General features: G+C 75.7%; 19 protein-coding genes. 13 read left to right on the forward strand and 6 right to left on the reverse strand.

What is annotated here, in order from left to right:
* Genes F7P10_RS31680 through F7P10_RS31690 form a run of 3 tightly spaced genes read right to left on the reverse strand, consistent with a single transcriptional unit; the run spans nt 1 to nt 2577 of the window.
* Complete coding sequence (locus F7P10_RS31680) at nt 1-741, reverse strand: DUF1275 family protein (protein WP_151015021.1); 741 nt, start codon at nt 739-741, stop codon at nt 1-3.
* A gap of 19 nt (nt 742-760) precedes the next feature.
* A complete protein-coding gene (locus tag F7P10_RS31685; protein WP_151015022.1) occupies nt 761-2359 on the reverse strand; it encodes a hypothetical protein in 1599 nt (532 codons plus the stop codon).
* Nucleotides 2350-2577: a hypothetical protein gene (locus F7P10_RS31690; protein ID WP_151015024.1), complete on the reverse strand. Its 228-nt coding sequence runs from the start codon at nt 2575-2577 to the stop codon at nt 2350-2352. The genes F7P10_RS31685 and F7P10_RS31690 overlap by 10 nt, the downstream gene beginning before the upstream one ends.
* A gap of 35 nt (nt 2578-2612) precedes the next feature.
* Between F7P10_RS31690 and F7P10_RS31695 the strand changes: the two genes are divergently transcribed.
* The 8 genes from F7P10_RS31695 (at nt 2613) to F7P10_RS31730 (ending at nt 10519) form a co-directional block, all read left to right on the forward strand.
* Nucleotides 2613-4262, forward strand: coding sequence for a gamma-glutamyltransferase (locus tag F7P10_RS31695; RefSeq protein WP_218040207.1), 1650 nt, complete (start codon nt 2613-2615; stop codon nt 4260-4262).
* Complete coding sequence (locus F7P10_RS31700; protein WP_151015026.1) at nt 4252-4791, forward strand: Atu1372/SO_1960 family protein; 540 nt, start codon at nt 4252-4254, stop codon at nt 4789-4791. The genes F7P10_RS31695 and F7P10_RS31700 overlap by 11 nt, the downstream gene beginning before the upstream one ends.
* Nucleotides 4788-6236 carry an aldehyde dehydrogenase family protein gene (locus tag F7P10_RS31705; RefSeq protein WP_151015028.1) on the forward strand — a complete coding sequence of 483 codons (1449 nt, stop codon included), beginning with the start codon at nt 4788-4790 and terminating at the stop codon, nt 6234-6236. Before F7P10_RS31700 ends, F7P10_RS31705 begins: the two co-directional genes overlap by 4 nt.
* A 104-nt stretch (nt 6237-6340) precedes the next feature.
* The gene (locus tag F7P10_RS31710; protein WP_151015030.1) at nt 6341-7060 is read left to right on the forward strand and encodes a TenA family transcriptional regulator; all 720 of its coding nucleotides are present in this window, start codon (nt 6341-6343) and stop codon (nt 7058-7060) included.
* A gap of 104 nt (nt 7061-7164) precedes the next feature.
* Nucleotides 7165-7512, forward strand: coding sequence for a Rieske 2Fe-2S domain-containing protein (locus F7P10_RS31715; protein WP_151015032.1), 348 nt, complete (start codon nt 7165-7167; stop codon nt 7510-7512).
* Entirely contained in the window at nt 7509-8732 is a 1224-nt protein-coding gene (locus F7P10_RS31720) for an NAD(P)/FAD-dependent oxidoreductase (protein ID WP_151015034.1), read from the forward strand. The genes F7P10_RS31715 and F7P10_RS31720 overlap by 4 nt, the downstream gene beginning before the upstream one ends.
* 13 nt (nt 8733-8745) lie before the next feature.
* Nucleotides 8746-9129 carry a Rieske 2Fe-2S domain-containing protein gene (locus tag F7P10_RS31725; protein WP_151015036.1) on the forward strand — a complete coding sequence of 128 codons (384 nt, stop codon included), beginning with the start codon at nt 8746-8748 and terminating at the stop codon, nt 9127-9129.
* A complete protein-coding gene (locus tag F7P10_RS31730) occupies nt 9119-10519 on the forward strand; it encodes an MFS transporter (protein ID WP_151015038.1) in 1401 nt (466 codons plus the stop codon). The genes F7P10_RS31725 and F7P10_RS31730 overlap by 11 nt, the downstream gene beginning before the upstream one ends.
* A gap of 31 nt (nt 10520-10550) precedes the next feature.
* On the opposite strand, the gene F7P10_RS31735 is transcribed toward F7P10_RS31730, so the two are convergent.
* Nucleotides 10551-12818, reverse strand: a complete 2268-nt coding sequence (locus F7P10_RS31735) for a helix-turn-helix domain-containing protein (RefSeq protein ID WP_151015040.1) — start codon at nt 12816-12818, stop codon at nt 10551-10553.
* A gap of 229 nt (nt 12819-13047) precedes the next feature.
* Here F7P10_RS31735 and F7P10_RS31740 point away from each other — a divergent pair, with 229 nt between their 5' ends.
* Nucleotides 13048-13506 (forward strand): heme-binding protein, encoded by a 459-nt coding sequence (locus tag F7P10_RS31740; RefSeq protein WP_151015042.1) that lies wholly within the window; start codon nt 13048-13050, stop codon nt 13504-13506.
* 8 nt (nt 13507-13514) lie between these two features.
* On the opposite strand, the gene F7P10_RS31745 is transcribed toward F7P10_RS31740, so the two are convergent.
* Both F7P10_RS31745 and F7P10_RS31750 read right to left on the reverse strand, forming a co-directional pair.
* Complete coding sequence (locus F7P10_RS31745) at nt 13515-14909, reverse strand: amidase (protein ID WP_151015044.1); 1395 nt, start codon at nt 14907-14909, stop codon at nt 13515-13517.
* Entirely contained in the window at nt 14906-16462 is a 1557-nt protein-coding gene (locus F7P10_RS31750; RefSeq protein ID WP_176611743.1) for a permease, read from the reverse strand. The genes F7P10_RS31745 and F7P10_RS31750 overlap by 4 nt, the downstream gene beginning before the upstream one ends.
* 349 nt (nt 16463-16811) lie before the next feature.
* On the opposite strand from F7P10_RS31750, the gene F7P10_RS31755 reads away from it, so the two are divergent.
* The 4 genes from F7P10_RS31755 (at nt 16812) to F7P10_RS31770 (ending at nt 24693) form a co-directional block, all read left to right on the forward strand.
* Complete coding sequence (locus F7P10_RS31755; protein WP_151015046.1) at nt 16812-19994, forward strand: ATP-dependent DNA helicase; 3183 nt, start codon at nt 16812-16814, stop codon at nt 19992-19994.
* A 24-nt stretch (nt 19995-20018) separates the two neighbouring features.
* Nucleotides 20019-23399 carry an ATP-dependent DNA helicase gene (locus F7P10_RS31760; protein ID WP_151015048.1) on the forward strand — a complete coding sequence of 1127 codons (3381 nt, stop codon included), beginning with the start codon at nt 20019-20021 and terminating at the stop codon, nt 23397-23399.
* A 106-nt stretch (nt 23400-23505) separates the two neighbouring features.
* Nucleotides 23506-24285, forward strand: coding sequence for a class I SAM-dependent methyltransferase (locus F7P10_RS31765; RefSeq protein ID WP_151015050.1), 780 nt, complete (start codon nt 23506-23508; stop codon nt 24283-24285).
* Between the two features lie 96 nt (nt 24286-24381).
* The gene (locus F7P10_RS31770) at nt 24382-24693 is read left to right on the forward strand and encodes a hypothetical protein (protein WP_151015052.1); all 312 of its coding nucleotides are present in this window, start codon (nt 24382-24384) and stop codon (nt 24691-24693) included.
* Nucleotides 24694-24702 lie beyond the last annotated feature (9 nt).

The following is a 24702-nucleotide window of genomic DNA, read 5'->3' on the forward strand; positions in this document are numbered from 1 at the left end:
TCAGCCCGGCTCGCGGGACAGCAGGTGGCCCGCGCCGAGCACCACGACGGTGATCGCCGGGCCCAGCGCGGCGGCGGCGACCGGCGCGGGACCCATCAGCGCGCCGCCCGCGGCGGCCCCGGCGGCCAGCGCGAGGATCACGGCGGTGCGCAGCCCGGCGGCGCCGGTCGAGCCGATCGCCAGCGCGCCCATCATCGAGGTGAGCGTGCCGGTGACGAACGTGGTGGTGATGCCGTCGGCGGCCAGCGTGCGGGCGGCGGCGGTCTGCACGCCCATCGCGGCCGACGACGCCGAGATGAGCGCGAGGAGCGCGGCGCCCTCCGGGCGGGCGTCCGCGTACGCCCACCCCGCGAGGAACACGGCCTGCAGGAGGAGCCCGGCGGCCAGCGCGCGGGTCACCCCGGGCGGCCACACCCGCGCGGGGTCGCCGCGCCCGGCCGTCCGGAAGCCCAGCAGCAGCCCGGCGGCGAACGCGAGCGTCGCCGCGCCGCAGTTCGCGAGGTCGGGGAGGGACGCCTGCCCGGCGGCCATGCCGAACAGGACGATGTTGCCGGTCATGTTCGCGGTGAAGACCTCGTGCAGGCCGAGGAAGCCGACGATGTCGACGGCTCCCGCGGCGAACGTCAGCGCGACCAGCAGGACGGCGCGGACCCGGAGGCGGGCGGGGGACGGTCCCGCCCCGCCCGCCGCCGGAGCGGAGGTGGCGGGGCGGGACGGGACGGACTGGAGCGATTCGGTCACGTGGTTCTCGGTGCCTTCCTCAGAAGATCGCGATTCCGGCCAGCGTCGCGACGACGAGGCCGGCGACGACGGGCAGGAACGCGCGGCGGACGAGCTCCAGCACGGGGACGCGGGCGAACCCGGCCACGGCCAGCAGCGAGGACCAGGCGATCAGCACGCCGCCGCCCGCCCAGATCGAGCCCATCTGGCCGATCGCGGCCAGCAGGGCGGGGTCGGTGCCGGACGCCGGGCCGAGCGACCCGGCCAGCGACCCGGTCATCGGGAGCCCGGAGAAGCCGGAGCCGTCCAGGCCGCTGATCAGCCCGACGAGCAGCAGCGCCAGCCCGACGATGACGCCGTTGTCGGGGACGGCGCCCTCGATCCGGGCGGTCAGGTCGAACAGGAAGCCGGGCGCCGTGGCGCCCTCGTCCAGCGCCATGATGCGGCCCGCGAAGTCGGCGTTGCCGAGGAAGAAGAAGCCCGCGATGGGGATCACGACGCCCATCGCCTTCACGGCGAAGACCAGCCCGTCCACGATGTGCTCGCCGCAGGACTCCAGGCAGCCCAGGCCGTCCCGGGACAGCGCCGCGGCGACCAGCAGCGCGACCGCGGTCCCGCCGACCAGCGCCGCCGCGTCCCCGCCGACGACCTCGGGCACCAGGCCGGTGAACTTGCCCAGCATCATGTAGCCGAGCAGCGCGGCGAGCGCGATCGGGACGATCATCGCGAACGCCTTCGAGCGCCCCGCGTGCCCGTCGTGCCCCGCGTGCCCGTCGCGGCCGCCGGGCGCGCCGTCGCCGAGGGCCCGCTCGGTCATGGCGTCCCGGCGCGGTTCGTCCCGTTCGAGGACGGCGGCCGGGGGCGCGCCGCCGGACGCGCCGCCCGCACCCGCGGCCGTCGCGATGCGCCGGGCGAGCAGCCCGCGCCGCGCGGGCCGCGCGGGCCGCGCGGCGGGCTCCTCCTCCTCGCCCGCCTCCCAGCGGGCCAGGTGCCGGACGTCGGGCGCGCGCATCTCCCGCCGCGACATCAGGTAGGCGACGGCCAGGGCGACCGCGCCGGTGATCAGGGACAGCACCATGGCGCGGTCGGCGACCGCGCCGGTGTCGACGCCCGCCGCCTTGGCGGACAGGCCGGGCGCGACCTGGATGACGTAGTCGCTGGAGAGCGCCATGCCCTGCCCGGCGATCGCGATGGCGAGCGCGGCGCTGATCGGACGCAGCCCGGCGGAGATCGCGGCGGGCAGCAGGATCGCGCCGATCAGCGGCACCGCCGGGGTGGGCCAGAAGAACAGGCTGATCACGTACGTCGTTCCGGCGATGACCCAGAACGCGGAATGCGCGCCCCGCATGACGTGCCGGAACGGTTCGACCATCCGGCGGTCCGCGCCGAGGGCGCGCAGCGCCCCCAGCAGCGCGGTGACCAGCGCGATGATGAGGAAGATGCTGAACAGTTCGGTGGCCGCGGTGAGGCTGGCGTTGAACACCGACTGCAGCGCGCGGACGGGGCTGCCGTCGTAGGCGAGCGCGGTGCAGAACGTGGCCGCGATCGCGGGGATCACGACGTTCTTGCGGGCGATCATGACGGCGATGATCACGATGATCCCGGTGAGGAAGACCCAGTGGGCGGCGCCTAGATGCACGCCACCACCTCCTTGTCGGCCGGGGGGTGGGGGTAGGCCAGGGTGGAGCGGTTCCAGAGAATGTCCTCGATCCGCCGCCCTCGAACAATGAGGAAGGTGCACAGCACGGACGCGATCGAATTGTGCATCGTGCAGGGCGGGCGCCATTCGAACGGATTCGGGCGTGCGGCTGTGCGACCTGCCCAAGGAACGGCGCCGATCTTCGGCAGATGGTCCATTCCCGGCACCGGCCGCAGTGCCCACGATGGGAACCATGTGCGCAGCACCCCCCACGACGGCCGCCCAGGCCGACGAGTTCGGATGCCCCGGGCGCGGGCCCACGATCGCCGCCGGCGGGATGGTCGCCTCGAACCATCCGGCCGTGAGCCGCGCGGGCGCGGACGTCCTCGACGCGGGCGGCAACGCCGTCGACGCGGCGCTGGCGATGGCCGCGCTGTCCTGGCTCGCGCTGCCCGGCCAGTGCGGGCTCGGCGGCGACGCGTTCGTCCTGCTGCGCCGCCCGGACGGGACGGTCACCGCGTTCGGCGGCAGCGGGTTCGGCCCGGACGGCGGCGACCCCGGCTTCTACCGCGAGCACGGGCTGGCCGCCGTCCCGCTGGACGGGGCGCGCGCCGTCGCGGTGCCCGGCGCGGTCGCGGCGCTCGCCGCCCTGCACGCCGACGCCGCGACCCGGGACCTGCCCCGGCTCTGGGCGCCCGCCGCCGACCTCGCCGAGCGCGGCCTGCCCTGCACGCACAAGACCCGCGCGGACGTCCTCGAGCGGCGCGCGGCGCTGGCCCGCGACCCCGGAACGGCGGACGTGTTCCTGCCCGGCGGCGCGCCGCCGCGCGTGGGCGCGCCGCTCCGGCAGCCCGACCTCGCCCGCACGCTCCGCCGCGTCGCCGCCGACCCCGCGTCCTTCTACACCGGCGACCTCGCGGAACGCGCCGTCCGGGCGCTGGTGGACGGCGGCGCCCCGTTCAGCGGCGCGGAATGGGAGGCGACCGCCGAGCCGCTCGTCGGCGACTCCCTGACCTGCCGGTACGGGGGCGCGGTCGTGCACCAGACGCCGCCGCCCACGCCCGGCTGGATGGTGCTCCAGCAGGCGCGCCTGAACGACGGGCGGCTGTCCGCGCTGCCGTGGTTGTCGGCCGAGGCGGTGGGCCGCGCCGCCGGCGCCGCCCGGCTGGCCTTCGCCGACCGGTTCGCCGGGTGCGGCTCCGACAACGGCCGCTGGCGCGAGCTGCTCGCCGAGGACGCGCTCGCCGCCGCGCGCGACCGGCTCGACGCCGGTGACGTCCCGGCGGCCCCGGCGCCGCCCGTCCCGGTGGACGGCGACACGACCTCGATGGTCGCGGTGGACGCCGACGGCACCGCGGTGAGCCTGATCCACTCGCTGGCGTTCACGTTCGGCGCGCGGATGACCGTGCCCGGGACCGGGATCGTCCTCAACAACCGGCTCGGCCGCGGCGCCTACCTGATCGACGGGCACCCCAACGAGGTGCGGCCGCGCCGCCGCCCGCTGCACACCCTCAACGCGTGGCTGGTCACCGACGACCGGGGCGGGTTGCGGCACGTGGGCAACACGCCCGGCGGCGACGGGCAGGTCCAGTGGAACGCGCAGCTCATCTCGCACCTGCTCGACCACGATCTCGATCCCGCGACGGCGGTGGCCGCGCCGCGCTTCACCGTCCATCCGGGCAGCGACGCCGACGTCATCGGGCAGCCCCCGGAACTGCGGGCCGAATCGCGGCTCGGCGCGGCCCGGCTGGAGGCGCTGCGCGAGCTGGGCCACGACGTCCGGGTGCAGGGGCCGTGGGCGGCGGGCGGCGGCGCGCAGGTCGTCTCGGTGTACGCCGACACGGGCGTCCTCGCCGGAGCGTCCGACCCGCGGCAGGACGGGGTGGCGCTCGGTGTCCGCTGAATCCCCGGCCGGGCTCCCGGCCCCGCCGCGCCCCCAGGGCGACTACGTGCCCGCCGTCGTCGCCCCCTACGTCCCCGGCCTCGTGCTGGTGGCCACGGCGGGCATGACGCCGCGCCGCGACGGTGTCCTGACCGTGACCGGGCTCGTCGGCGCGGACGTCGGGCTCGCCGCCGCGCGGGACGCGGCCGGTCTCGCGGCCCGCAACGCCGTCGCCGCCGTCGCCGCCGCGCTCGGCGGCCGGGGGGACGCGACGGCGGTCCGGACGTGGCTGCGGATGACCGTGTACGTGGCCTGCGCGGACGGCGTCACCGAGCTGTCGGCCGTCGCCGACGGCGCCTCCGCCGCCCTGGCCGCAGCGACCCCGGACGCGGCGCCGCCCGCGCGCAGCGCCGTCGGCGTCCGCGCCCTGCCCGGCGGCGCGCCCGTCGAGGTCGAACTGACCGCACTCGCCGCCGTGCCCGCCCGAGACGCCGTGCCCGACCCGCCCGCCGAACACGCGCCCGCCGAACTGGAGGACCACCGAGCATGACGCGACCACCGCACACCGGGCTCAACCTGATCGCCGGGGAGTGGGTCCCGGCCGCCGGCGGCGCCGCCTTCGAGCGCCGCAACCCGGCCGACCGGGACGACCTGGTGGGAACGTTCCCGGACTCGTCGGCCGCCGACACGGCCGCCGCGATCGAGGCCGTCGCCGAAGGCGCGGCCGAATGGGCGGACACCCCGCCGCAGCGCCGCGCCGCCGTCCTGGAGGCAGCCGCGGACCGGCTCGCCGAACGCGCGGACGAACTGACCGCCGAGCTGGTCCGGGAGGAGGGCAAGACGCGCGCGGAGGCGGCCATCGAGACCTCCCGCACCCCGCAGAACCTGCGCTACTACGCGGGCGAGGCGCTGCGGATCACCGGCCAGAGCTTCCCGGCGGACGACGGCGGCCTCGTCTACACGCGGCCGGAGCCGGTCGGGGTCGTGGGGGCGATCACGCCGTGGAACTTCCCGCTGAACATCCCGTCCCGCAAGCTCGGCCCGGCGCTCGCGGCCGGGAACGGGGTGGTGTTCAAGCCGTCCCCGGTCACCCCGCTGCTGGCGCAGCGGCTCGTCGAGGCGCTGCTCGCGGGCGGGCTGCCGCCGGGCGCGCTCGCGCTCGTCCAGGGCGGGGCCGTTCCCGGGGCGGCGCTGGCCGCCGACCCGCGCGTGGACGCGGTGACGTTCACCGGCTCGACCGCCGTCGGGCGCGCGATCCACGCGGCCGTCGGGCCGTCCCGCCGCTGCCAGCTGGAGATGGGCGGCAAGAACCCGGTGATCGTGCTGGACGACGCCGACCTCGACCGCGCCGCGCGGATCATCGTCAAGGGCGCGTACGGGCTCGCCGGGCAGGCGTGCACCGGCACCAGCCGCGTCATCGCGCACGAGGCCGTGCACGACGCGCTGCTGGAACGGGTCGTCGGGCTGGCCGAGGCGGTGACGGTGGGCGACGGGCTGCGCGACGGCGTCGCGATGGGCCCGCTCGCCGCCGACTTCCAGCTCGCCAAGGTGCTGGAGTACGTGCGGATCGGGCAGGACGAGGGCGCGAAGCTCGTCACCGGCGGCACCCGGACCGGCGACGAGGCCGGGTTCTTCGTCGCCCCGGCCGTCTTCACCGGCGTCACGCCGGACATGCGGATCGCCCGCGAGGAGATCTTCGGGCCGGTGCTGGCGTTCCAGCGGGCGGCCAGCCTGGACGAGGCGCTCGCGCTCGCCGACGCCACCGACTACGGCCTCGCCGCCGGGATCGTCACCCGCGACCTGGACCGCGCTCTCGAGTTTGCCCGGCGTTCCCGCACCGGCCTGGTGAAGGTCAACCAGCCCACCTCCGGAATGGCGATGACGGTGCCGTTCGGCGGCCGCAAGGAATCGAGCACGCAGACGTTCAAGGAGCAGGCGGGCCCGTCGATGATGCTCTTCTACACGCAGGAGAAGAGCATCTATGTCTCGCCCTGACCTGGTGCACCATGCACACCGCCGCCGCGCCGCCGTGTGCGCTCCGGCCATGGCGACCGTACCCGCGCATACCTAGCCTCACCAGTAAAGAAAGGAGTCCGAAAATGGCGGAACTGCTGTCCAAGGACGAATTCCGGAAGGAACTCGAAAACGCCATCAAGGGGCGGGAGGCGAAGAACGCCTCGTTCAGCCGCGCGTGGGCGGAGGGTGAGCTGAAGCGCGAGCACTTCGCCCGCTGGGCGGAGAACCACTACCACTACGTGGGGCCGTTCGCCGACTACCTCGCCTACGTGTACGCCAACACCCCCGACGAGTTCACCGGCGCCAAGGACTTCACCCTCCAGAACATGTACGAGGAGGAGCTGGCCGACATCCGGCACACCGACCTGCTCATCCGGTTCGCGGAGGCGTGCGGCACCACGAAGGAGCGGGTCGAGGACCCGTCCAACATGAACCCCGTCACCCGCGGGCTCCAGGCGTGGTGCTACTCCATCGCGATGCGCGAGCACTTCGTGGTCGCCACGGCCGCGCTCGTCGTCGGGCTGGAGTCGCAGGTGCCGAGCATCTACAAGAAGCAGATCGTGCCGCTGCGCGAGGTGTACGGGTTCACCGAGGACGAGATCGAGTTCTTCGACTTGCACATCACCTCGGACGTCGTGCACGGCGAGCGCGGCTACCAGATCGTCCTGGACCACGCCGACACCCCGCAGCTGCAGCAGCGCTGCCTGCAGATGTGCCGGTGGGGAGCGGAGATGCGGTTCTCCTACACCCAGGGCCTCTACGACCACTACGTCAAGCCCGACCTGGTCGGCGCCGTCGCCTGACCTGCCCGACGCGCCCCGCACCGCCGGAGCGGCGGGGCCGGGACGGCGACCCGTCCCGTCCCTGCCGCCCCGGCCCCGCGGCCCGAGAAGCACCGAGGAGAGGGATGACGACCGACCACTGGGTGGAGGCCGCGCCGCTGGCCGCCGTGCGCCGCCGCAAGCGGCTCGCGGTCACCGTGGCCGACCGGGACATCGCGCTGTTCCTGGTCGGCGACACCGTGTACGCGCTGGACGACGTGTGCGTGCACAAGCAGCGGCGGCTGAGCGGGGGCACGCTGCTGTACGGGCGGGTCATCTGCCCCGGGCACCAGTGGAAGATCGACCCCGCCACCGGGGAGATCGACGACCGCGCCGAGTGCCAGCCGACCTACGCCGTCCGCGTCGACGACGGCGTCGTGTACGTGGACCCGCGCCCCCGCGTCCGCGCCGCAGCCATGGAGGAACCGTCATGATCCGGTCCGTTCTCGTCGTGGGCGCCGGGCAGGCCGCCGCGGTCGCCGTCCGCACGCTGCGCCGCCGCGGCTTCGACGGCCGCGTCACGCTGGTGGGGGAGGAGTCCGAGGCCCCCTACCAGCGGCCCCCGCTGTCGAAGGAGCACCTGGCGGGCGACCAGGGGCGGGACGAGCTGTACCTGCTGACCCCCGAGTGGTGCGCCGCCAACGCCGTCGACCTGCGCACCGGCACGCGGGTCACCGCGATCCGGGCCGCCGACCGCGCCGTCGAGTACGCGGGCGGCGGGACCGAGACGGCCGACGCCGTCCTGATCGCCACCGGCGGGAGCCCGCGGCGGCTGCCCGGCGTCGAGGGCGAGCGCGTCCGCCACCTGCGCACCCTCGCCGACGCCGACCGGCTCCGCGCCGGCCTGCGCCCCGGCGCCCGCGTCATCGTGATCGGCGCCGGGTTCGTCGGCTCGGAGGTCGCGTCCACCGCGCGCGGGCTCGGCGCCGAGGTCACCGTGATCGAGCGGGCCGGGCAGCCGCTGGCCGGGGCGCTCGGCGAGCCGATGGGCGACACCCTCGCCGCCCTCCAGCGCGACGCGGGCGTCGAGCTGCGCACCGGCGAGAAGGTCGAGTCCTACCGGGAGACCGCCGGGGCCGCGCTGGTCACCACCAGCGGCGGCGCGACCGTCGAGGGCGACCTCGTCGTGGTCGGCGCCGGGATGGTGCCCGCGTCCGCGCCCGCCGCCGGCCCGGGATCGCGCGTCGAGATCGCCGCCGACGGCGGGATCGTCGTGGACGAGCGCTGCCGCACCGGGCAGGACGGCGTGTACGCCGCGGGTGACGTGACCACCTTCCATCACCCGCTGTTCGGGCGCCGGATCCGCGCCGAGCACTTCGACAACGCCAACGCGCAGGGCATGGTCGCCGCGAAGAACATCCTCGGCAAGACCGCCGCGCACACCGCGTCCCCCTGGTTCTGGTCCGACCAGTTCGGCCGGAACCTCCAGTACACCGGGCACCCGGCCGGGACCGACCGGCTGGTGCTGCGCGGACGCGTCGAGGACTTCGACTTCGTGGCGTACTACCTCGCCGGGGGCGTGCTGCGGGCGGCGTTCGGGATGGACCGCGGCGCCGACATCGCGGTCGCCCGCGAGCTGATCGCCGCCCGGTCGGCCCCGGACCCGGACGTCCTGCGCGACGAGGACGCCGACCTGACGGAACTGCTGGGCTGAGGGGACACGGAGCATGACGGACGTCGAATACCGGTACGTGGCGCGGTCGGGGCAGGTCCCCGAGGGAGTGGTCCGGCGCTTCTTCGTGGACGGCGGCGAGGCCGGCGAGGTCGAGATCGCGCTCGCCCGCTCGGAGGGCGTGGTGCACGCCATGTCGAACTACTGCACCCACCTGGACTGCCTGCTGTCGTCGGGCCGCGTCACCGAGGACGGGCTGCTGTGCTCGTGCCACGGCAGCGTGTTCGACTACGCCGACGGCGAGCCGATCACGCCGCCCGCGACCAGACCCGTCCAGGTCTACCCGGTGAAGGAGGAGGACGGGCGGGTCCTGGTGGCGGTCCCGCCCGGCGCCCGGCCTCCCGGCCCTCGGCGACGGCGGCACCAGGGTGTCGGCTGACCAACCACCGGTCGGCGGGGCGGCGGAGTCCCGCCGGGGCGCGCTCGCCGCGCTCCTCCCGCTCGTCCCGCTGCTGCTCGGCACGTTCACCGGGACGCTCGCCAACACGATCGTGAACGTGCCGCTCAGCATGATCCTGGACGATCTGGGCGTCCCGCTGTCGGCGGGCGCGCTGCTGGTGGTGGCGTTCACCGTCACCTTCGCGGTGCTGCTGCCGATCTCCGGGTGGCTCGGCGACCGGTACGGGCACCGCCGCGTGTTCGCCGCGGCGATGGCCGTCCTCGGGACGGCCTCGGCGGGCGCGGCGCTCGCGCCCGGACTGGGCGCGCTCGTCGCCGTCCGGGCCGTCCAGGGCGCCGCGACCGCCGCCATGCTGCCGACCGTGATGGCGCTGATCTCGGCGCTGTTCGACGGCGCCGCGCGGGGCCGCGCGCTGGCGCTGTGGGCGGCGACGAACGGGATCGGCCAGGCCGCCGGGCCCGCCCTCGGCGGGGGACTGGCGACCTGGCTCGGGTGGCGCGCGGTGTTCTGGCCGATCGTCCCGGTCGGGCTCGCCGCCGCGGTCGCGGCCGTCCGGCTGGTGCCGTGCGACCGGCCGCGCGCCGTCCCGCTGGAGTGGCGCGGGGCGGCGCTGCTCACGCTCGCCGCCGGGCTGGCGCTCGGCGCCGCGTCGGCGGTCGCGCCGCTCGGGCTCGGCTCCCCGGCCGTCTGGCTCGGCGCGCCCGCCGCGCTGCTGGCGGCCGGGGCGTTCCTGCTCGCCGAGCGGGGGCGCGCGGACGCGTTCCTGCCGCCCCGGCTGCTGCTGGAGATCCGCTACCTGCGGTCCTGCCTGACCGTGCTGGCGCAGATGTTCTGCCTGGGCGCGACACTGCTCGGCGTCCCGCTCTACCTCACCACCGAGCGCGGCGCGGGCACCCTCACCGCCGGTGCGCTGCTGCTCTGCCTGCCGATCGCGATGGCGGTGCTGGCCCCGCCGGTCGGCGCCGCGATGGAACGGCTCGGCGCCCGTCCCGTGCTGCGCGCCGGGCTGGTGCTGCTGGTCGCGGGGCAGGCGCTGGCGGCGGCCGTGCTGACCGACCGGTACTACGCGGTGCCGCCGCTGCTGGCCGCGCTGCTGCTCACCGGGGCGGGCGTGGCGCTCGTCCAGACCCCGGCCGCCACGGGCGCCACCCGCTCCCGCGCCGGACGGTACGGGGCCGGTCTCGGGCTGTTCAACCTGGTGCGCTTCGGTGGTTCCGCGCTGGGCGCCGCCTGGGTCGCGGCCGTGCTCGACCGCGGCCCCTCGTTCGGCGCCGTGTTCGCCGGCTGCGCGGCGGTCGCCGCCCTGGGACTGCTGTCCTCTTTCGCGGGCCCCGACCCGGCCCCGCCGCCGGGCCCGCCCGCCCGCTGACGGCCCCCGGCCGCCCGGCGGGCGCGGCGGGTCAGCGGCGCGGGGCGGGCGGGGCGAGCTCGTCCGCGAGCGACTGGGTGACCGAGCTGAGCGTCTCGATGTGGTGCGCGAGCCAGAACATGAACTGCGCGTCGGCGGTGCGGATGTCCATGCGCAGCGCGCGGGACGCGCGGTCGAGCTTGTACAGCATCGTGTTGCGGTGCAGGTTGAGGGACCGGGCCGCGGCGTTCAGGTTCCCGGCGGCCTTGATGTAGGCGAGCACGATCGGCTCCAGGTCGCCGCCGCCCGCCTGCCGCAGCGGCGCGAGCGTCTCGGCCGCGAACGTCCGTCCCTCCGCGCTGCCCGCCACCTCCTTCAGCGCCGCGAACACCCGCAGGTCGTCGTACCCGCACACGCTGTCGGCGCCGGTGTGCCAGGACAGCCCCATCGCCAGCCGGGCCTCGTAGTACCCGGCCGCGACGCCCGCCGCGCCCTGCCCCGGACGGCCGTGCGTCACCCGGACGTCCTCGCCCAGCGCGGGCACCAGCCGCCGCCGCAGCCGCCGCGCGAACCGGCCCGCCTCCTGCCGCTCCGCCGCCGGGTCGCCGGACGCCGCCAGCTGCCGGATCGCCACGATCGTCGAGCCGATCGCGGCGGTCAGCGTGGTGCCGTCCGGCTCCGTCGCCTGCGCGATGCGGGCGGCGGCCAGCTTGCGGCGCAGGTGGTCGCGGCCGAGCGGCAGCAGCGCGGACGCCGACACCACGTGCACCGCGAAGTGCCCGTCGACGTCGAACCCGTGGTGCCGTGCGCGCGCGCCCAGCTCGTACGGGTCGGCGAACCGGCCGTGGACGAGCGCCTCGACGAAGTCGCCGCGGGCCCTCTCCTCGGCCGCCCGCACCGACCGCTGCCGCAGCATCTCCGAGCCGGTCAGCGTCGCGCCGTGCTCGGCGATGACGCGGTGCTGGGCCAGCCCGTGCTCGTCCGGCGGCCAGGAACGTTCCACGATGACCAGCCGCCCGTACGCCTCCCCGCCCACGAGGATGCCGCTGACCAGCACCCGCACCGGGTCGCCGGCCGGGGACGGGTGCACGTCCAGCTCGACGGGGTGCCCGCCGTCCGCCGGGACGTCCGCGGGCAGCACCGCGGCCACGGTGTCCGGATCGGGCCCGCCGTCCCCCTGCGGCCGCTCCCACGCCAGCCGCTCGCCGTCCTCGTCCAGGACCAGCACCGGGCAGCCCGCGAGGTTCGCGATCGCGCGCGCCATCGCCGGGACGCCCGCCCCCTGCGCCAGCACGTCCCCGAGGGCCCGGTGCACGCGCACCCCGTACTCCAGGACGTGCGAGGTCTGGGCGAGGGCCTTCTGCCCGACCAGCCGGCTCACCGTCCGGTAGTCGGCCTCGGCGCGCAGCTCCAGCAGCGGTATCCCGGCCCGCTCGGCCGCCGGTGCCGCCGCCTTCAGGTCGCACCGGCCGCCGGGCCGCTGCCACGCCAGCAGCGCCGCCGCGCCGCGCCGGGCCAGCTCGTGCACCAGCGCGCCCGCCTCCGCCGCCGTGGCCAGCGCGGTGGCGGGCAGGTGGACGGCGATGCCGGCCAGGTCGCCGGTGCCCGCGTTCCGCGCACCGGACGCGCCGTCCCCGGGATCGGGACCGAGGCACGCGTGGTCGGGATGGTCGGGGTCGGGCCGGGCGGCGGGGCCGCGGGTCTCCGACAGCGGCAGGCACCAGGCGACCGGACGGGCCAGCCCGGCCATGCCCGCGACGAGGCCGCCGCGCAGCAGCGGCTCCGCGAGCAGCGCCCCGACGGTGACCGGCACGTCCGCGCCCCCGTCCGTGCCCGCGTGTGCGCCCGCGTGTGCGCTTCCGTGCGCGCTTCCGTGCGCCTCGGCGGCCTGGGTGCCGGTGACGGGAGGGCCGGTGATCGGGGTGGTGGTCGAGAGAGCTGAGGCGTCGGCGTCGGCGTCGGCCGGAGCGTGCGACGCGGGGGTGTCGATGGTGGAGCGGCCCGAGGTGGTGCTGTCCGCGGCCGGGGTGGCAGAGGCGGTGGTGCCGGTTGTGAGGGCGCCGGTTGGGGTGCCACCGGCGGCCGGGGCCTGCGAGGTGAAGATGCCCGAGGTGGTGCTGCCGGCGGCCGGGGTGACTGTGGCCGGGGCGCCCGGGGTGGCTGTGCCTGCGGTAGGGGCGCCGGGGGTGAAGGCGTCGTAGGTCGTGGTGGCCGGGGTGGCGGTGTCGATGGTGGGGGTGCCCGACGTGGGGGGTCCATCGGTCGGGGAGGAGTTGGTGGGGGTGTCGGTGCTGAGGGTGTGCGTGTGCCGGTGTGCCATGTGCCCACATCCCGTCCCGTTTGTTCGGCAGAGTGTACATAGTCCGGTCTGTCGGACGTCTCGGAGACTGGCCGTCATGGCCGTGGACGGGCGGGTGCGTCGCTCCCCATTCTCCGCCATACATGCATATTCCGGCAATACCCAAGAAAGGAAACGGCGTCATGGTGACGCCTTTCCGTAATTCGCAGTGCGCCGAAAGTGCGCGTGCTGCGCGGACAGGGAGGAAGAAATGCAGACCGTTCACCGGCTGACCCTGGAGGACGCCCTGGTGCTGCTGCGGGCGGCCGAGGCCGAGGCGGAGCGGATCGGGGTCAAGCAGACGATCTGCATCGCCGACGACGGCGCCCACCCCATCGCGCTGCACCGGATGACCGGCGCCCGGCTGACCGGCGTCGAGATCGCGATCGCCAAGGCGTTCACGGCCGCCGGGCACCAGCGGGACACGCACAAGTTCAACGAGCCGCCGAACGGCCCCGCGCTGCCCGGCAACGAGGCGTTCGGCATCAACCAGATGCATCCCGGCAAGTTCGCCATCTTCGTGGGCGGCTTCCCGATCGTCTACGAGGGCCAGGTCATCGGCGCGGTCGGCATCAGCGGCGGCAACGGCGAGCAGGACAAGGCCGTCGGCGCGGCGGCCCTGCGCGCCTTCGAGGAGGAGATCGCGGGCGGGGCCGCCGCCGTCGGCTGACCGGCGGGTCAGGGGGCGGGCCGCAGGCCGAGGTCCTCGACGGCGGCCGCGGCCGCCAGCACGGCCGCGTCCGCGTGCCGCCGCCCGACGATCTGCAGCCCGACCGGCGCGCCCCCGGCCAGGCCCGCCGGCACCGAGATCGCCGGATGCCCGGACAGGTTGAACGGGAACGTGACCGCGAGCGCGCCCCAGTGGTCCACCGGCCGTCCGGCGATCTCGGCCGGCATCGGGCCCGCCGCCGGGAACGCGGGGACCTGCGTGGCCGGGGTCAGCAGCAGGTCGAACCGCTCGAACGCCGCGGCCAGCGTCGCGACCAGCCGGGCCCGCGTCCGGTGGGCCTCCACCAGCGCGTCCGCGTCCAGCGCGGCGGCGGCGTCGGCGTACCCGCGCACCGTCGGATGGACGCCGCCGAGCCGCTCGGCCGGCGCGTCCCGCAGCTCGGCGTGCACGTCCGGCACCGACAGCGTCCGGTACGCGGCGCCGCAGGCCCGCTCCAGCTCGAGGTCCGCCGGGACGCGGTGCGCGCCCGCCGCCGCGACGAACTTCTCCGCCGCCGCCTCGACCACGGCGGCCACGCCGGGATCGCAGGGCGCGTTGCCCAGGTCGGGCGTCCACGCCACCCGCAGCCCGCGCAGCTCCACGGCCCGCATGGACGTCTCGAACGGGGTCTCCGGGCGGGGCAGCGACGCCCGGTCGTACTCGTCCGTCCCGCTCACGCAGTCCAGGACGCGCGCGGTGTCGCGGACCGTCCGGGTGAGCACGCCGTAGTGGTCGTTGTCGGCCGTCCCCCAATGGAACGGTCCACGCGGGACCCGCCCGTAGGTCGCCTTGAACCCGACCAGGCCGCAGTACGACGCGGGGATGCGCAGCGAGCCCGCGCCGTCCGTGCCCGTCGCGACGGGCACCATCCCGGCGGCCACCGCCGCGGCGGAACCGCCGCTGGAACCGCCCGGGGTCAGCTCCGGGTTCCACGGGTTCCGGGTCACCCCGTGCAGGGACGAGGCGGTGAACGAGGCGCGCCCGAACTCCGGCGAGGCCGTCGCCCCGACCGGCACCGCCCCGGCCGCGACCGCCCGCGCCACCAGCGTGGACGTGTGCCCGGCGATCCGGTCCGCGTGCAGCGTGCTGCCCATCGCGAACGGCCACCCGGCCACCGCGTGCAGCTCCTTCACGCCCAGCGGCACCCCCGCCAGCGGCCCGGGGTCGACGCCCCGGGCCACCAGCGCGTCGATCTCCCGCGCCCGGGCGAGCGCACCCTCGGCGTCCACGTGGACGAACGCGCCCAGCGCCGGGTCGCGGTCGGCGATGCGGCGCAGCGCGTCCTCGACCGCCTCCCGCGCCGCCAGCCGCCCGCTCCGGACCAGTTCGGCCGTCCCGACGACGGTCCGCCCCGGCGCGCTCACAGCGCCACCGCCGCGATCGCCGTCGCCACCACCAGCCCGGTCACCACCGGGACGAACAGCCGCCGCGCGAGGTCCACGACCGAGACCCCGGTGAGCCCCGCCACCACGATCAGCGAGGACCAGATGACCAGCGTGCCGCCGCCCGTCCAGCTCGCGCCGTTCTGCGCGATCGCGGCCAGCGTCGCGACGTCCGCGCCCGACCCGTCGCCGAGCGAGCCCGCCAGCGACCCGGTGAACGGCAGCCCGGGCCACCCGTTCCCGTCCAGGCCGATCACCATGCCGATCAGCAGCATCGCGAACGCCGCCACGACCGGGACGTCCGGGATGTGCGGCTGCACGTGCCCGATCGCGTCCAGCAGGAAGCCGGGCGCCCGCGCGCCCTCCGGCAGCCCCAGGATCTCGCCCGCGTAGTCCGACAGCCCGATGTAGACGAAGCCCGCGATCGGGATGACCATCCCCATCGTCCGGAACGCGAAGCCGACCCCTTCGGTGAAGTGCGATCCGACGTCCTCCAGCCAGGTCTTTCGGTTCGCGGCGAGCGCGATCACCACCAGCGCGAGCGCGGCGGTGCCGCCGACGAGCGGCGCGCCCTGCCCGTCGTCGATGTCGGGCACCAGCGAGGTGAACCGGCCGAGCAGCATGAACACCAGCAGCGCCGCGAACAGGAGGGGCACGGCCACCGCCACCGCCCGCGCGACGCGCGGCGCCGGCGCGCCGTCGTCGGGACCGCCGGAGCCGGGGCCGCCGGGGGAGTCGGGCGCGGTCAGGGTCGCGGTTCCGCCCCGCGCCCCGTCCCGGTCGCCGTCCGGGCCGTCCCCGGTGGCGGCGGACGCGACGGCCGGGGCGGCGGTGCGGGCCGGGCCGGTCCGGGCGGCCGGCAGGGTGACCGCGGCCGCGGCGATCGGGTCGAGCATCTTGGTGCGCACGTCGCGCAGGTAGGCGACGGTGAGTGCGACGGCCCCCGCGACCAGCGAGATGATCATCGCCCGGTCGGCGATCGCCCCGGCCGGGACGCCCGCGCCGTCGGCCGACAGGCCCGGCGCGACGCCCATGATGTAGTCGGAGCTCAGCGCCATGCCCTGCCCGGTGATGGCGATGGCCAGCGCGGCGCCGAACGGGGCGAGCCCGGCCCGCACCGCGGCTGGGACCAGGATCGCCACGATCAGCGGCAGTACCGGCGTCGGCCAGAACGACAGCGACAGCACGAACGTCACCACCGCCAGCACCAGGTACGCGACGTGCCCGTTGCGGAACAGCCGCCGCAGCGGGCGGATCATCAGGGCGTCCGCGCCGAGCCCGCGCATCGCCCCCAGCATGGCCGTGACCAGCGCGATGATGATGAAGATCGGCAGCAGTTCGCGGGTGGCGACGATGGCGCCGTTGAAGATCGCGCCGAGCCCGGTCACGGCGCTGCCGCCGTACGCGGTCCCGGTGACGAACGTGGCGGCCACGGCCAGCGCGACGACGTTCTTGCGCGCGACCACCGTGGCGATGATCGCGGCGAGGCCGGCGAGATAGATCCAGTGCGCGGCGGTCAATACGTCACCGTCCATTTCGGAGAAGGGTGCCGGGCGAGCCTGCTAGGCTCCTGTTAAAGGTCGATTGCGGGGATGTTACGGCGGTGCGTCCCGGCGTCCGTCGGGAAATTCCGGCGGTGTAGTGACTCTGGCGGTTCGGTTATCGAACGGCCATGAGAAAAGCGCACAACGGCCGTCCCGCGAATATGTGCAGGATGCCGGGTGACGGCGGTCACACCCGGCTGGTACGCCCCGGTGACGCCCTCGGGCGGGCCCCCGGCCCCCGTCCGGCGGGGCTTCGGACGCCCGGCTCACTCCGGCCACTTCCGCGACATGGGTGCGTTGTGGTCCGATCATGCTCGGTGATCTGCTGCAATGAACTGTTGTGCCGCCAGCTTCCTACCGTCTCGTCCGCCGCGCCGGTCCCGCGCGGGCCATCGCGCCCGTCCTGGACGACCGGCAGCGGCGCGTGGTCGAGCACGCCGGCGGGCCGCTGCTGGTGCTGGCCGGGCCGGGCACCGGGAAGACCACGACGATCGTCGAGGCGGTCGTCGACCGGATCGAGAACCGGGGCGTGGACCCCGAGCGGGTGCTGGTGCTCACGTTCGGCCGGAAGGCCGCCGGGGAACTGCGGCAGCGGATCGCGGGACGGCTGCACCGCACGACGCGGACGCCGCTCGCGCTGACGTTCCACGGCTACGCGTACGCGCTGCTGCGGCGCGACGCCGTCGACAACGAGGACCCGTCGCCGCGGCTGCTGTCGGGCCCCGAGCAGCTCCTGGAGGTGCGGCGGCTGCTGGAGGGCGAGGTGTCGGACGGCGCGCGCGACTGGCCGGAGCGGCTGCGGGCGGCCCTGGTCACCCGCGGGTTCGCCGAGGAACTGCGGGACTTCGTGCTGCGGGCCGTCGAGCGCGGCTACCTCCCGGACGACCTGGACGCGCTCGGCCGCATCCGGGGCCGGGACGACTGGCACGCCATCGCCGGGTTCATGGACCGCTACGAGGAGCGGTTCGCGCTCGACCCCGTCCCGACCTACGACTACGGAGAGCTGATCCAGATCGCCGCGGAGACCCTCGCCGACGAGGCGGCGCGGATCCGCGAGCGGGACGCCTACGACGCCGTGTTCGTCGACGAGTACCAGGACTCCGACCCCGCGCAGGAGGCGCTGCTGCGGCACCTGGCGGGCGGCGGTCGCGACCTCGTGGCGGTCGGCGACCCCGACCAGTCGATCTACGGGTTCCGGGGCGCCGACGTCCGGGGCATCCTGGAGTTCCCCGAGCGGTTCCGGACGCTCGACGGGGACCCGGCGCCGGTGGTGGCGCTGCGGAACTGCCGCCGGATGGGCCCGGACATCCTCGAGGCGTCCCGCCGGATCGCGCGCCGGCTGCCCGCCGGGTCGTCCGTCGCCGCCGAGCACCGGGCGCTGCTCCCGCAGGACGACGCCGAGGACGGCGAGGTCCGCGCGGTGATCGCCGACTCCGAGTCGCAGGAGTCGGCGCTGGTCGCCGACGAGCTGCGCCGCGCGCACCTGCTCGACGGGGTGCCGTGGTCGCGGATGGCGGTGCTGGTGCGCAGCGCCGTCCGGCAGGTGCCGGTGCTGCGGCGGGCGCTCGCCCAGGCCGGGGTGCCGGTCGTCGTCGCGGGCGACGAGGTGCCGCTCGTGTCCGAGCCCGCCGTCCGCCCGTTCCTGGTGCTGCTGCGGGCCGCGCTGAAGAAGGACTACCTGGACGACGCCGTCGCCGAAGACCTGCTGACCGGCCCGCTCGGCGGCGCGGACGCACTCGGCATGCGCCGCCTCAAGCGCGCGCTGCGCGATCTGGAGGAGCTCTCGGGCGGTAACCGTCCGCTGGGGGACCTGCTGGTGGCGGCGGTGAACGACCCACGGGAGGTGACGCTCGTCCACGAGCGGGTGCGGGGCCCGGCCGAACGCGTGGCGCACCTGATCGAGACGGCGCGGCGGAGCGTCGCGGACGGCGGCACCGCCGAGGACGTCCTGTGGGACGTGTGGCGCGAGAGCGGGCAGGCCGACGCGCTGCTGGCGCAGAGCGTCAAGGGCGGGACGCGCGGCGCCGCCGCCGACCGGGACCTGGACGCCGTCGTCGCGCTGTTCGACCACGCGGCCCGGTTCGTCGACCGGCTGCCGCAGGCCGGACCGGAGCTGTTCGTCGACAACATCGCCGCGCAGGAGATCGCCGGGGACACGCTCGCCGAGCAGGCCCCGGAGGGCGAGGCCGTCCGGATCCTCACCGCGCACCGCTCCAAGGGCCTCGAATGGGACGTCGTGGTCATCGCGGGCGTGCAGGAGGGCGTCTGGCCGGACCTGCGACTGCGCGGCTCCCTGCTGGGCGTTGAGGAACTCGTCGAGCACCACGCGGGCTCCCAGCAGGACGGTCCGGCGGACGGTCCGGCCGTGGGCGCGTCGATGTCCGCGAAGATGCTCGACGAGGAACGCCGCCTCTTCTACGTCGCGGTGACGCGCGCGCGCAAGCGCCTCGTGGTGACGGCCGTGGGCGGCGACGACGCCGAGGAGCGGCCGTCGCGGTTCCTGAACGAGCTGCTGCCGGGCGCGATCGAGCAGTCCCAGCTCGACGAGAAGACCCGCTGGCTCTCGCTGTCCGCGCTGGTCGCCGACCTGCGCTCGGTCGTCGCCGACCCGTCCCGTCCCGAACCGCTGCGGCGCGCCGCCGCCGGCCACCTCGCGCGCCTCGCCCGCGCGGGCGTGCGCGGCGCGCGTCCGGAGAACTGGTACGCGATCACCGCCCTGTCGGACCCGGGCCCGGCCTTCACCGAGGACGAGCAGATCACGATCTCGCCGTCGCAGGTGGAGGCGTTCACGACCTGCGGGCTGCGCTGGCTGCTCGCCTCGGCGGTCGGCGCGCAGGAGGGCGGCCCGAACGAGTACAGCACGATGGGCAAGGTCGTGCACGCGGTCGCCGAGATGGCGGGCGCGGACGACGGCGTCGACGAGGTGCACGTCGCCGAGCGGCTCGACGACATCTGGAACGACCTCGAGTTCCGCAGCTCGTGGTACTCCGACAAGCAGCGCGAGCAGGCCACGAAGATGGTCGACAAGTTCCTGACCTGGCACCGCGACAACCCCAACGAGGTCGTGGCGCTGGAGGAGTCGTTCAAGGTCGACCTCGGCCGCGTGGTCATCAAGGGCCGCATCGACCGGGCCGAACGGGACGAGCACGGACGCGCCGTGATCATCGACGTGAAGACGTCCACGACCGCCGTGCCGAAGGACGACCTGGCGCGGCACCCGCAGCTCGGCGTCTACCAGTACGCGGTGATGCTCGGCGCGTTCGAGCGCCACGGCCTCATCGAGCCCGGCGGCGCGAAGCTCATCCAGGTGGGGAAGGCGGCGTTCGCTGCGCGCGCGCGGGAACAGGGGCAGCCGCCCCCGGCCGACGACCCCGATCCCGAGTGGCCGAAGAAACTCATCGAGGTCGTCGCGACCGGCATGGCCTCGGACGTCTTCCAGGCCCGCGCCAACGACAAGTGTCGGACGTGTCCCGTACGCTCCTGCTGCCCCGTCCACGACGAGGGCGGGCAGGTCGGTGAGTAGGCGGGAGAACGCGGGGGGCCTTCGGTGATCACCCCCGCCGAGCTGGCGCGGCTGCTGGAGATCCCCGAGCCCACCGACGAGCAGGCCCGCGTGATCGAGGCGCCGATGGCCCCGATGGCGGTCGTCGCGGGCGCCGGATCCGGCAAGAGCGAGACGATGGCCGCGCGCGTCGTGTGGCTCGTCGCGAACGGGTTCGTCCGGCCCGAGCGCGTCCTCGGGCTCACCTTCACCCGCAAGGCCGCCGCCGAGCTGGGCGCGCGCGTCCGCAGGCGGCTCGACGCGCTGCGCGAGGTGCTCCCGGCGGACGAGCTGGAGCGGCTCGGCGGCGAGTCCCTGTTCGACGGCGAGCCGATGGTGTCGACGTACCACGCGTACGCGGCGCGGCTGTTCGGCGACCACGCGCTCCGCGAGGCCCTCGAACCGACGATGCGGCTGATCTCCCCGGCCGTCGCGTGGCAGATCTGCTCCCGGGTCGTCGACGCCTACAACGGGCCGATGGACCGCATCGACTGGTCGCCCGACACCGTCACCAAAGCGGTCATGGAGCTGTCGGGCGACCTGTCGGAGCATCTGCGGACGGCCGAGGACGTGCGCGGCGTCGGATCCCGGCTGGACGAGATGTTCGCGGCGCTGCGCAAGCCGCTGAAGGCGCAGCGCGACGTCCTCGCCAAGCACGCCGTCCGCGAGCAGCTCATGCCGCTGATCGAGGCGTACGGGCGGGCGAAGTCGGCGAAGGAGGTCATCGACCACGGCGACCAGATGGCCCTCGCCGCCCGCATCGCGCACCGGCACCCCGAGGTCGGGATGATCGAGCGGTCGCGGTTCTCGGTCGTCCTGCTGGACGAGTACCAGGACACGAGCCAGGCGCAGCTCGTCCTGCTGCGCTCGCTGTTCGCGGGCGGGCACCCGGTGACGGCCGTCGGCGACCCCTGCCAGTCGATCTACGGGTGGCGCGGCGCGAGCGCGGGCAACCTGCTGCGGTTCGCCCACGACTTCCCGGCGCAGCCCGGCGCCGGGACGCGGCGGCCGGTTCCGGCGCCGGTCGTCCAGCTGAGCCGGTCGTTCCGGAACGGGGAGCGGATCCTGGACGCGGCGGCCCGCGTCCAGGAGGAGCTGCGCGCCGACACGAAGGCGGTGCCGGTGCTGGTGCCGGGCGCCGGACGGGACGGGCGCGGCCGCGTCGAGTGCGCGCTGTTCGACACCGTCGAGGAGGAGGCCGAGCGGATCGCGGCCCGCATCGCCGCGCTGCTCGCCGCCGACCCCGGCACCGCCCCGGACGGGGAGCCGCAGGTCGAACCGCTGCGGTTCGCCGACGTCGCCGTCCTCGCCCGGAAGCGGTCGCAGTTCCCGCTGCTGCGGCGCGCGCTGGAGGCGCGGGCGATCCCGGTCGAGGTCGTCGGGCTGGGCGGCCTGCTGACGGTCCCCGAGGTGCAGGACGTCGTCGCGACCATGCGGGTGATGCACGATCCGTCGGCCGGGGCGTCGCTCGCCCGGCTGCTCACGGGCCCGCGCTGGCGGCTCGGCCCGCGCGACCTCGTCGCGCTGGGCCGGCGGGCGCGCGCGCTGGCGCAGGAGCAGGCGCGCGACGTGACGCCGCCCGCCCGGGACGAGGGCGCGGGCGAGGCGCCGGACGGCCCCGAGCCGTCCGGCGAGGGCCCCGCGGAGGAGGCGGACGATCCGCTGCGGCAGCTCGTCGGCGAGCTGAACCAGGAGACCGGCAGCCTCGTGGACGCCCTCGACGACCTGGGCGACCCGGCCGCGTACTCGCCCGAGGGGTTCGGCCGGCTGCGGCGGCTCCGCGACGAGCTGCGGGGGCTGCGCGGGCAGGTCGGGCTGCCGCTGCCCGACCTGGTCAACGAGGTCGAGCGGGCGCTCGGGCTCGACATCGAGGTCGCGGCCCGGTCCGGACTCGACCCGGTCACCGCGCGCGCCGACCTCGACGCGTTCATCGACGCCGCCGCGCGGTTCGCGGGCGACGCCGAGGACCCCACGCTCGGCGCGTTCCTCGCCTACCTCAAGGCCGCCGAGACCGAGGAGTTCGGGCTCGAGGCCGGGCGGGTCGGGGAGACCGACAGCGTCAAGCTGCTGACCGTGCACGCCTCCAAGGGCCTGGAGTGGCCGGTCGTGGTCGTCCCCGGGCTGTCGTTCACCGCGCAGAAGAACGGCAACCCGGCGAAGGGCTCGATCTTCCCGTCGCCGCCGCAGAACGCGACCCGCTGGACGGCGAACCCGCGCGTCCTGCCGTTCCCGCTGCGCGGCGACCGCGCCGACCTGCCGAACCTGGCCGGGCTGGAGAAGGACGACCTCGCCGCGTTCGAGCAGGCGTGCGCCGAACGGGACGTGCGCGAGGAGCGGCGGCTCGCGTACGTCGCGGTGACGCGGGCGTCCGCGCTGCTGATCGCGACCGGGTACTGGTGGGGGTCCTCGGGGCGGCCGCTCGGGCCGTCGCCGTTCCTGGAGGAGGTCCGGGAGGTGTGCGCGGCCGGGGCCGGGAAGGTCGTCGCGTGGGCCGACCGGCCGCCGCAGGACGCGACGAACCCGCTGCTCACCGACCCCGACGAGGCGCCGTGGCCGGTGGCGCCCGGCGAGCGCGGGCGGACCGACCTGTCCGCGCGGGAACGGTACGAGGCCGTCGTCGAGGGCGCCCGCATGGTCGAGGACGCGATGGCGGGCCGCGTCCTGCACTGGGCGGGCGCCGAGGGGCTGTCGGACGCCGACCGGGGCCGCATGTCGGCGTGGGCGCGCGACGTCGAGCTGCTGCTCGCCGAGCGCGACCGGGGCCGCGGCGGCGACGGGACGCTCGTCGAGCTGCCGGGCCACCTGTCGGTGTCGTCGCTGGTGTCGCTCGCCCGCGACCCGGCCGCGCTCGCCCGGCAGATCCGCCGCCCGATGCCGCGCCCGCCCGCCCCCTACGCGCGGCGCGGCACCGCGTTCCACTCCTGGCTCGAGGGACGCTGGGGGCAGCAGCGCCTCCTGGACCCCGACGAGCTGCCCGGCGCCGCCGACGAGGGCGCGGCCGACGACGCCGACCTCGCGCGGCTGCAGGACGCGTTCGAGGCGTCGGAGTGGGCGGGCCGCGAGCCCCTCGACATCGAGGTGCCGTTCGAGACGATCATCGGGGACCGGCTGGTCCGGGGCCGGATGGACGCGGTGTTCCGGTCGCCGGGCGGCGGCTTCGAGGTGGTCGACTGGAAGACCGGCCGGCCCCCGTCGGGCGACGACGCGCGGTTCGCGGCCGTCCAGCTCGCCGCCTACCGGGTGGCGTGGGCGCAGCTCGCGGCCGTCCCGGTCGAGCGGGTGAGCGCCGCGTTCCACTACGTGCGCGCGGGCGTGACCGTCCGCCCGGCCGACCTGCTGGACGCGGACGGGCTCGCGGCGCTGCTGGAGGGCGTCCCGGCCGGCTGACCCCGCCGGCCGCCGGCCGCCGTTCACCGGGTGATCATCCTCACCGCCCTCTGTTCACCGGGGGTGCTATCGGGGATGATCCGGGGAACCGACCGAGGGAGGCGCCGTGCCGGTGTCGCATGACGAGAAGGCGGTCCGCGAGTTCCCCGAGCAGGCGGCCGGGTTCGCCGATCCCGGACGGAACGGGGCGTCCACCCGCGATCTGGACCGGCTCGTCCGGTTCATGGATCCCGAAGTCGACATCGAGGACATCGTGCTGGAGGTCGCCGCCGGGACGGCGCCGGTGTCGCGGGCGATCGCGCGGCGCGTCCGGCACGTCACCGCCCTCGACGCGGCGCCCGCGATGCTCGCCGAGGGCAAGCGCGCCGTCGACCGCGACGGCGTCACCAACGTCACCTTCGCGCACGGCGACGCCACCGCCCTGCCCTACCTCGACCGGTCGTTCACCCTCGTCGTCACGCGCTTCTCCCTGCACCGGGCGACCGATCCGAAGGCCGTCGTGCGGGAGATGGAGCGGGTCAGCCGGCCCGGTGCCGCGATCTTCGTCGCCGACCTCGTCCGTCCCGACGACCTCGACGGCGACCCCGACCGGATCGCGCGGCTCCGCGACCCCGCGCACGGCACCGTCCTCACCGAGGCGCAGATCGGCGGGCTCGTCACGGGCGCGGACGCCGAGGTCAAGCGGGCCGAACGGTTCGAGGTCGTCCGCCCGCTGGAGCCGTGGCTGGACTCCTCCGGCACGCCCGAGGACGCGCGCGAGCGGATCCGCGGCGAGCTCCGGGACGAACTCGGCGGCGGGCCCGCGACCGGGATGCGGCCGAGCGAGCGGGACGGGGAACTGCACGTCGTGCACTCGCTGCTCTTCCTGCACGCCGTCGCGGGCTGACGAACCGGGAGCCGACCGACGTTCCGGGCGCGACGCGCGGCACGTTTTCGAGCAAACGTTCGACGCCGCTCGCTCGTATGTTCTATGTTGTCGCGCATGGCTTCCAGCACCCTTCCCCTCGACCGGCCCCTGGAGCGCGAGCCGGCCGCGCTGGCGATGCGCATCGGCGTCGTGGCGGCCGAGGCCGCCCTCGCCGCCTTCGCGCGCAACCTCGACGTGGACGACCTCGCCGACGGCGTCGACTTCCAGGGCGCCATCGGCCCCGCCGAATGGCCGCTGTTCTCCCTGGTCATCGACACTCTGGCGGAGGCCGCGCCGGGTGACGAGCGGCCGCTGGACGAGCGCCGCGCGGACGCGCTGAACGATCTCGCCCGCATCTGCATGGCCGCGAAGCGGCGCGCCGCCTGACCGCGCGCG

Source organism: Actinomadura sp. WMMB 499 (genome assembly GCF_008824145.1).
In the GTDB taxonomy this organism is placed as follows: domain Bacteria; phylum Actinomycetota; class Actinomycetes; order Streptosporangiales; family Streptosporangiaceae; genus Spirillospora.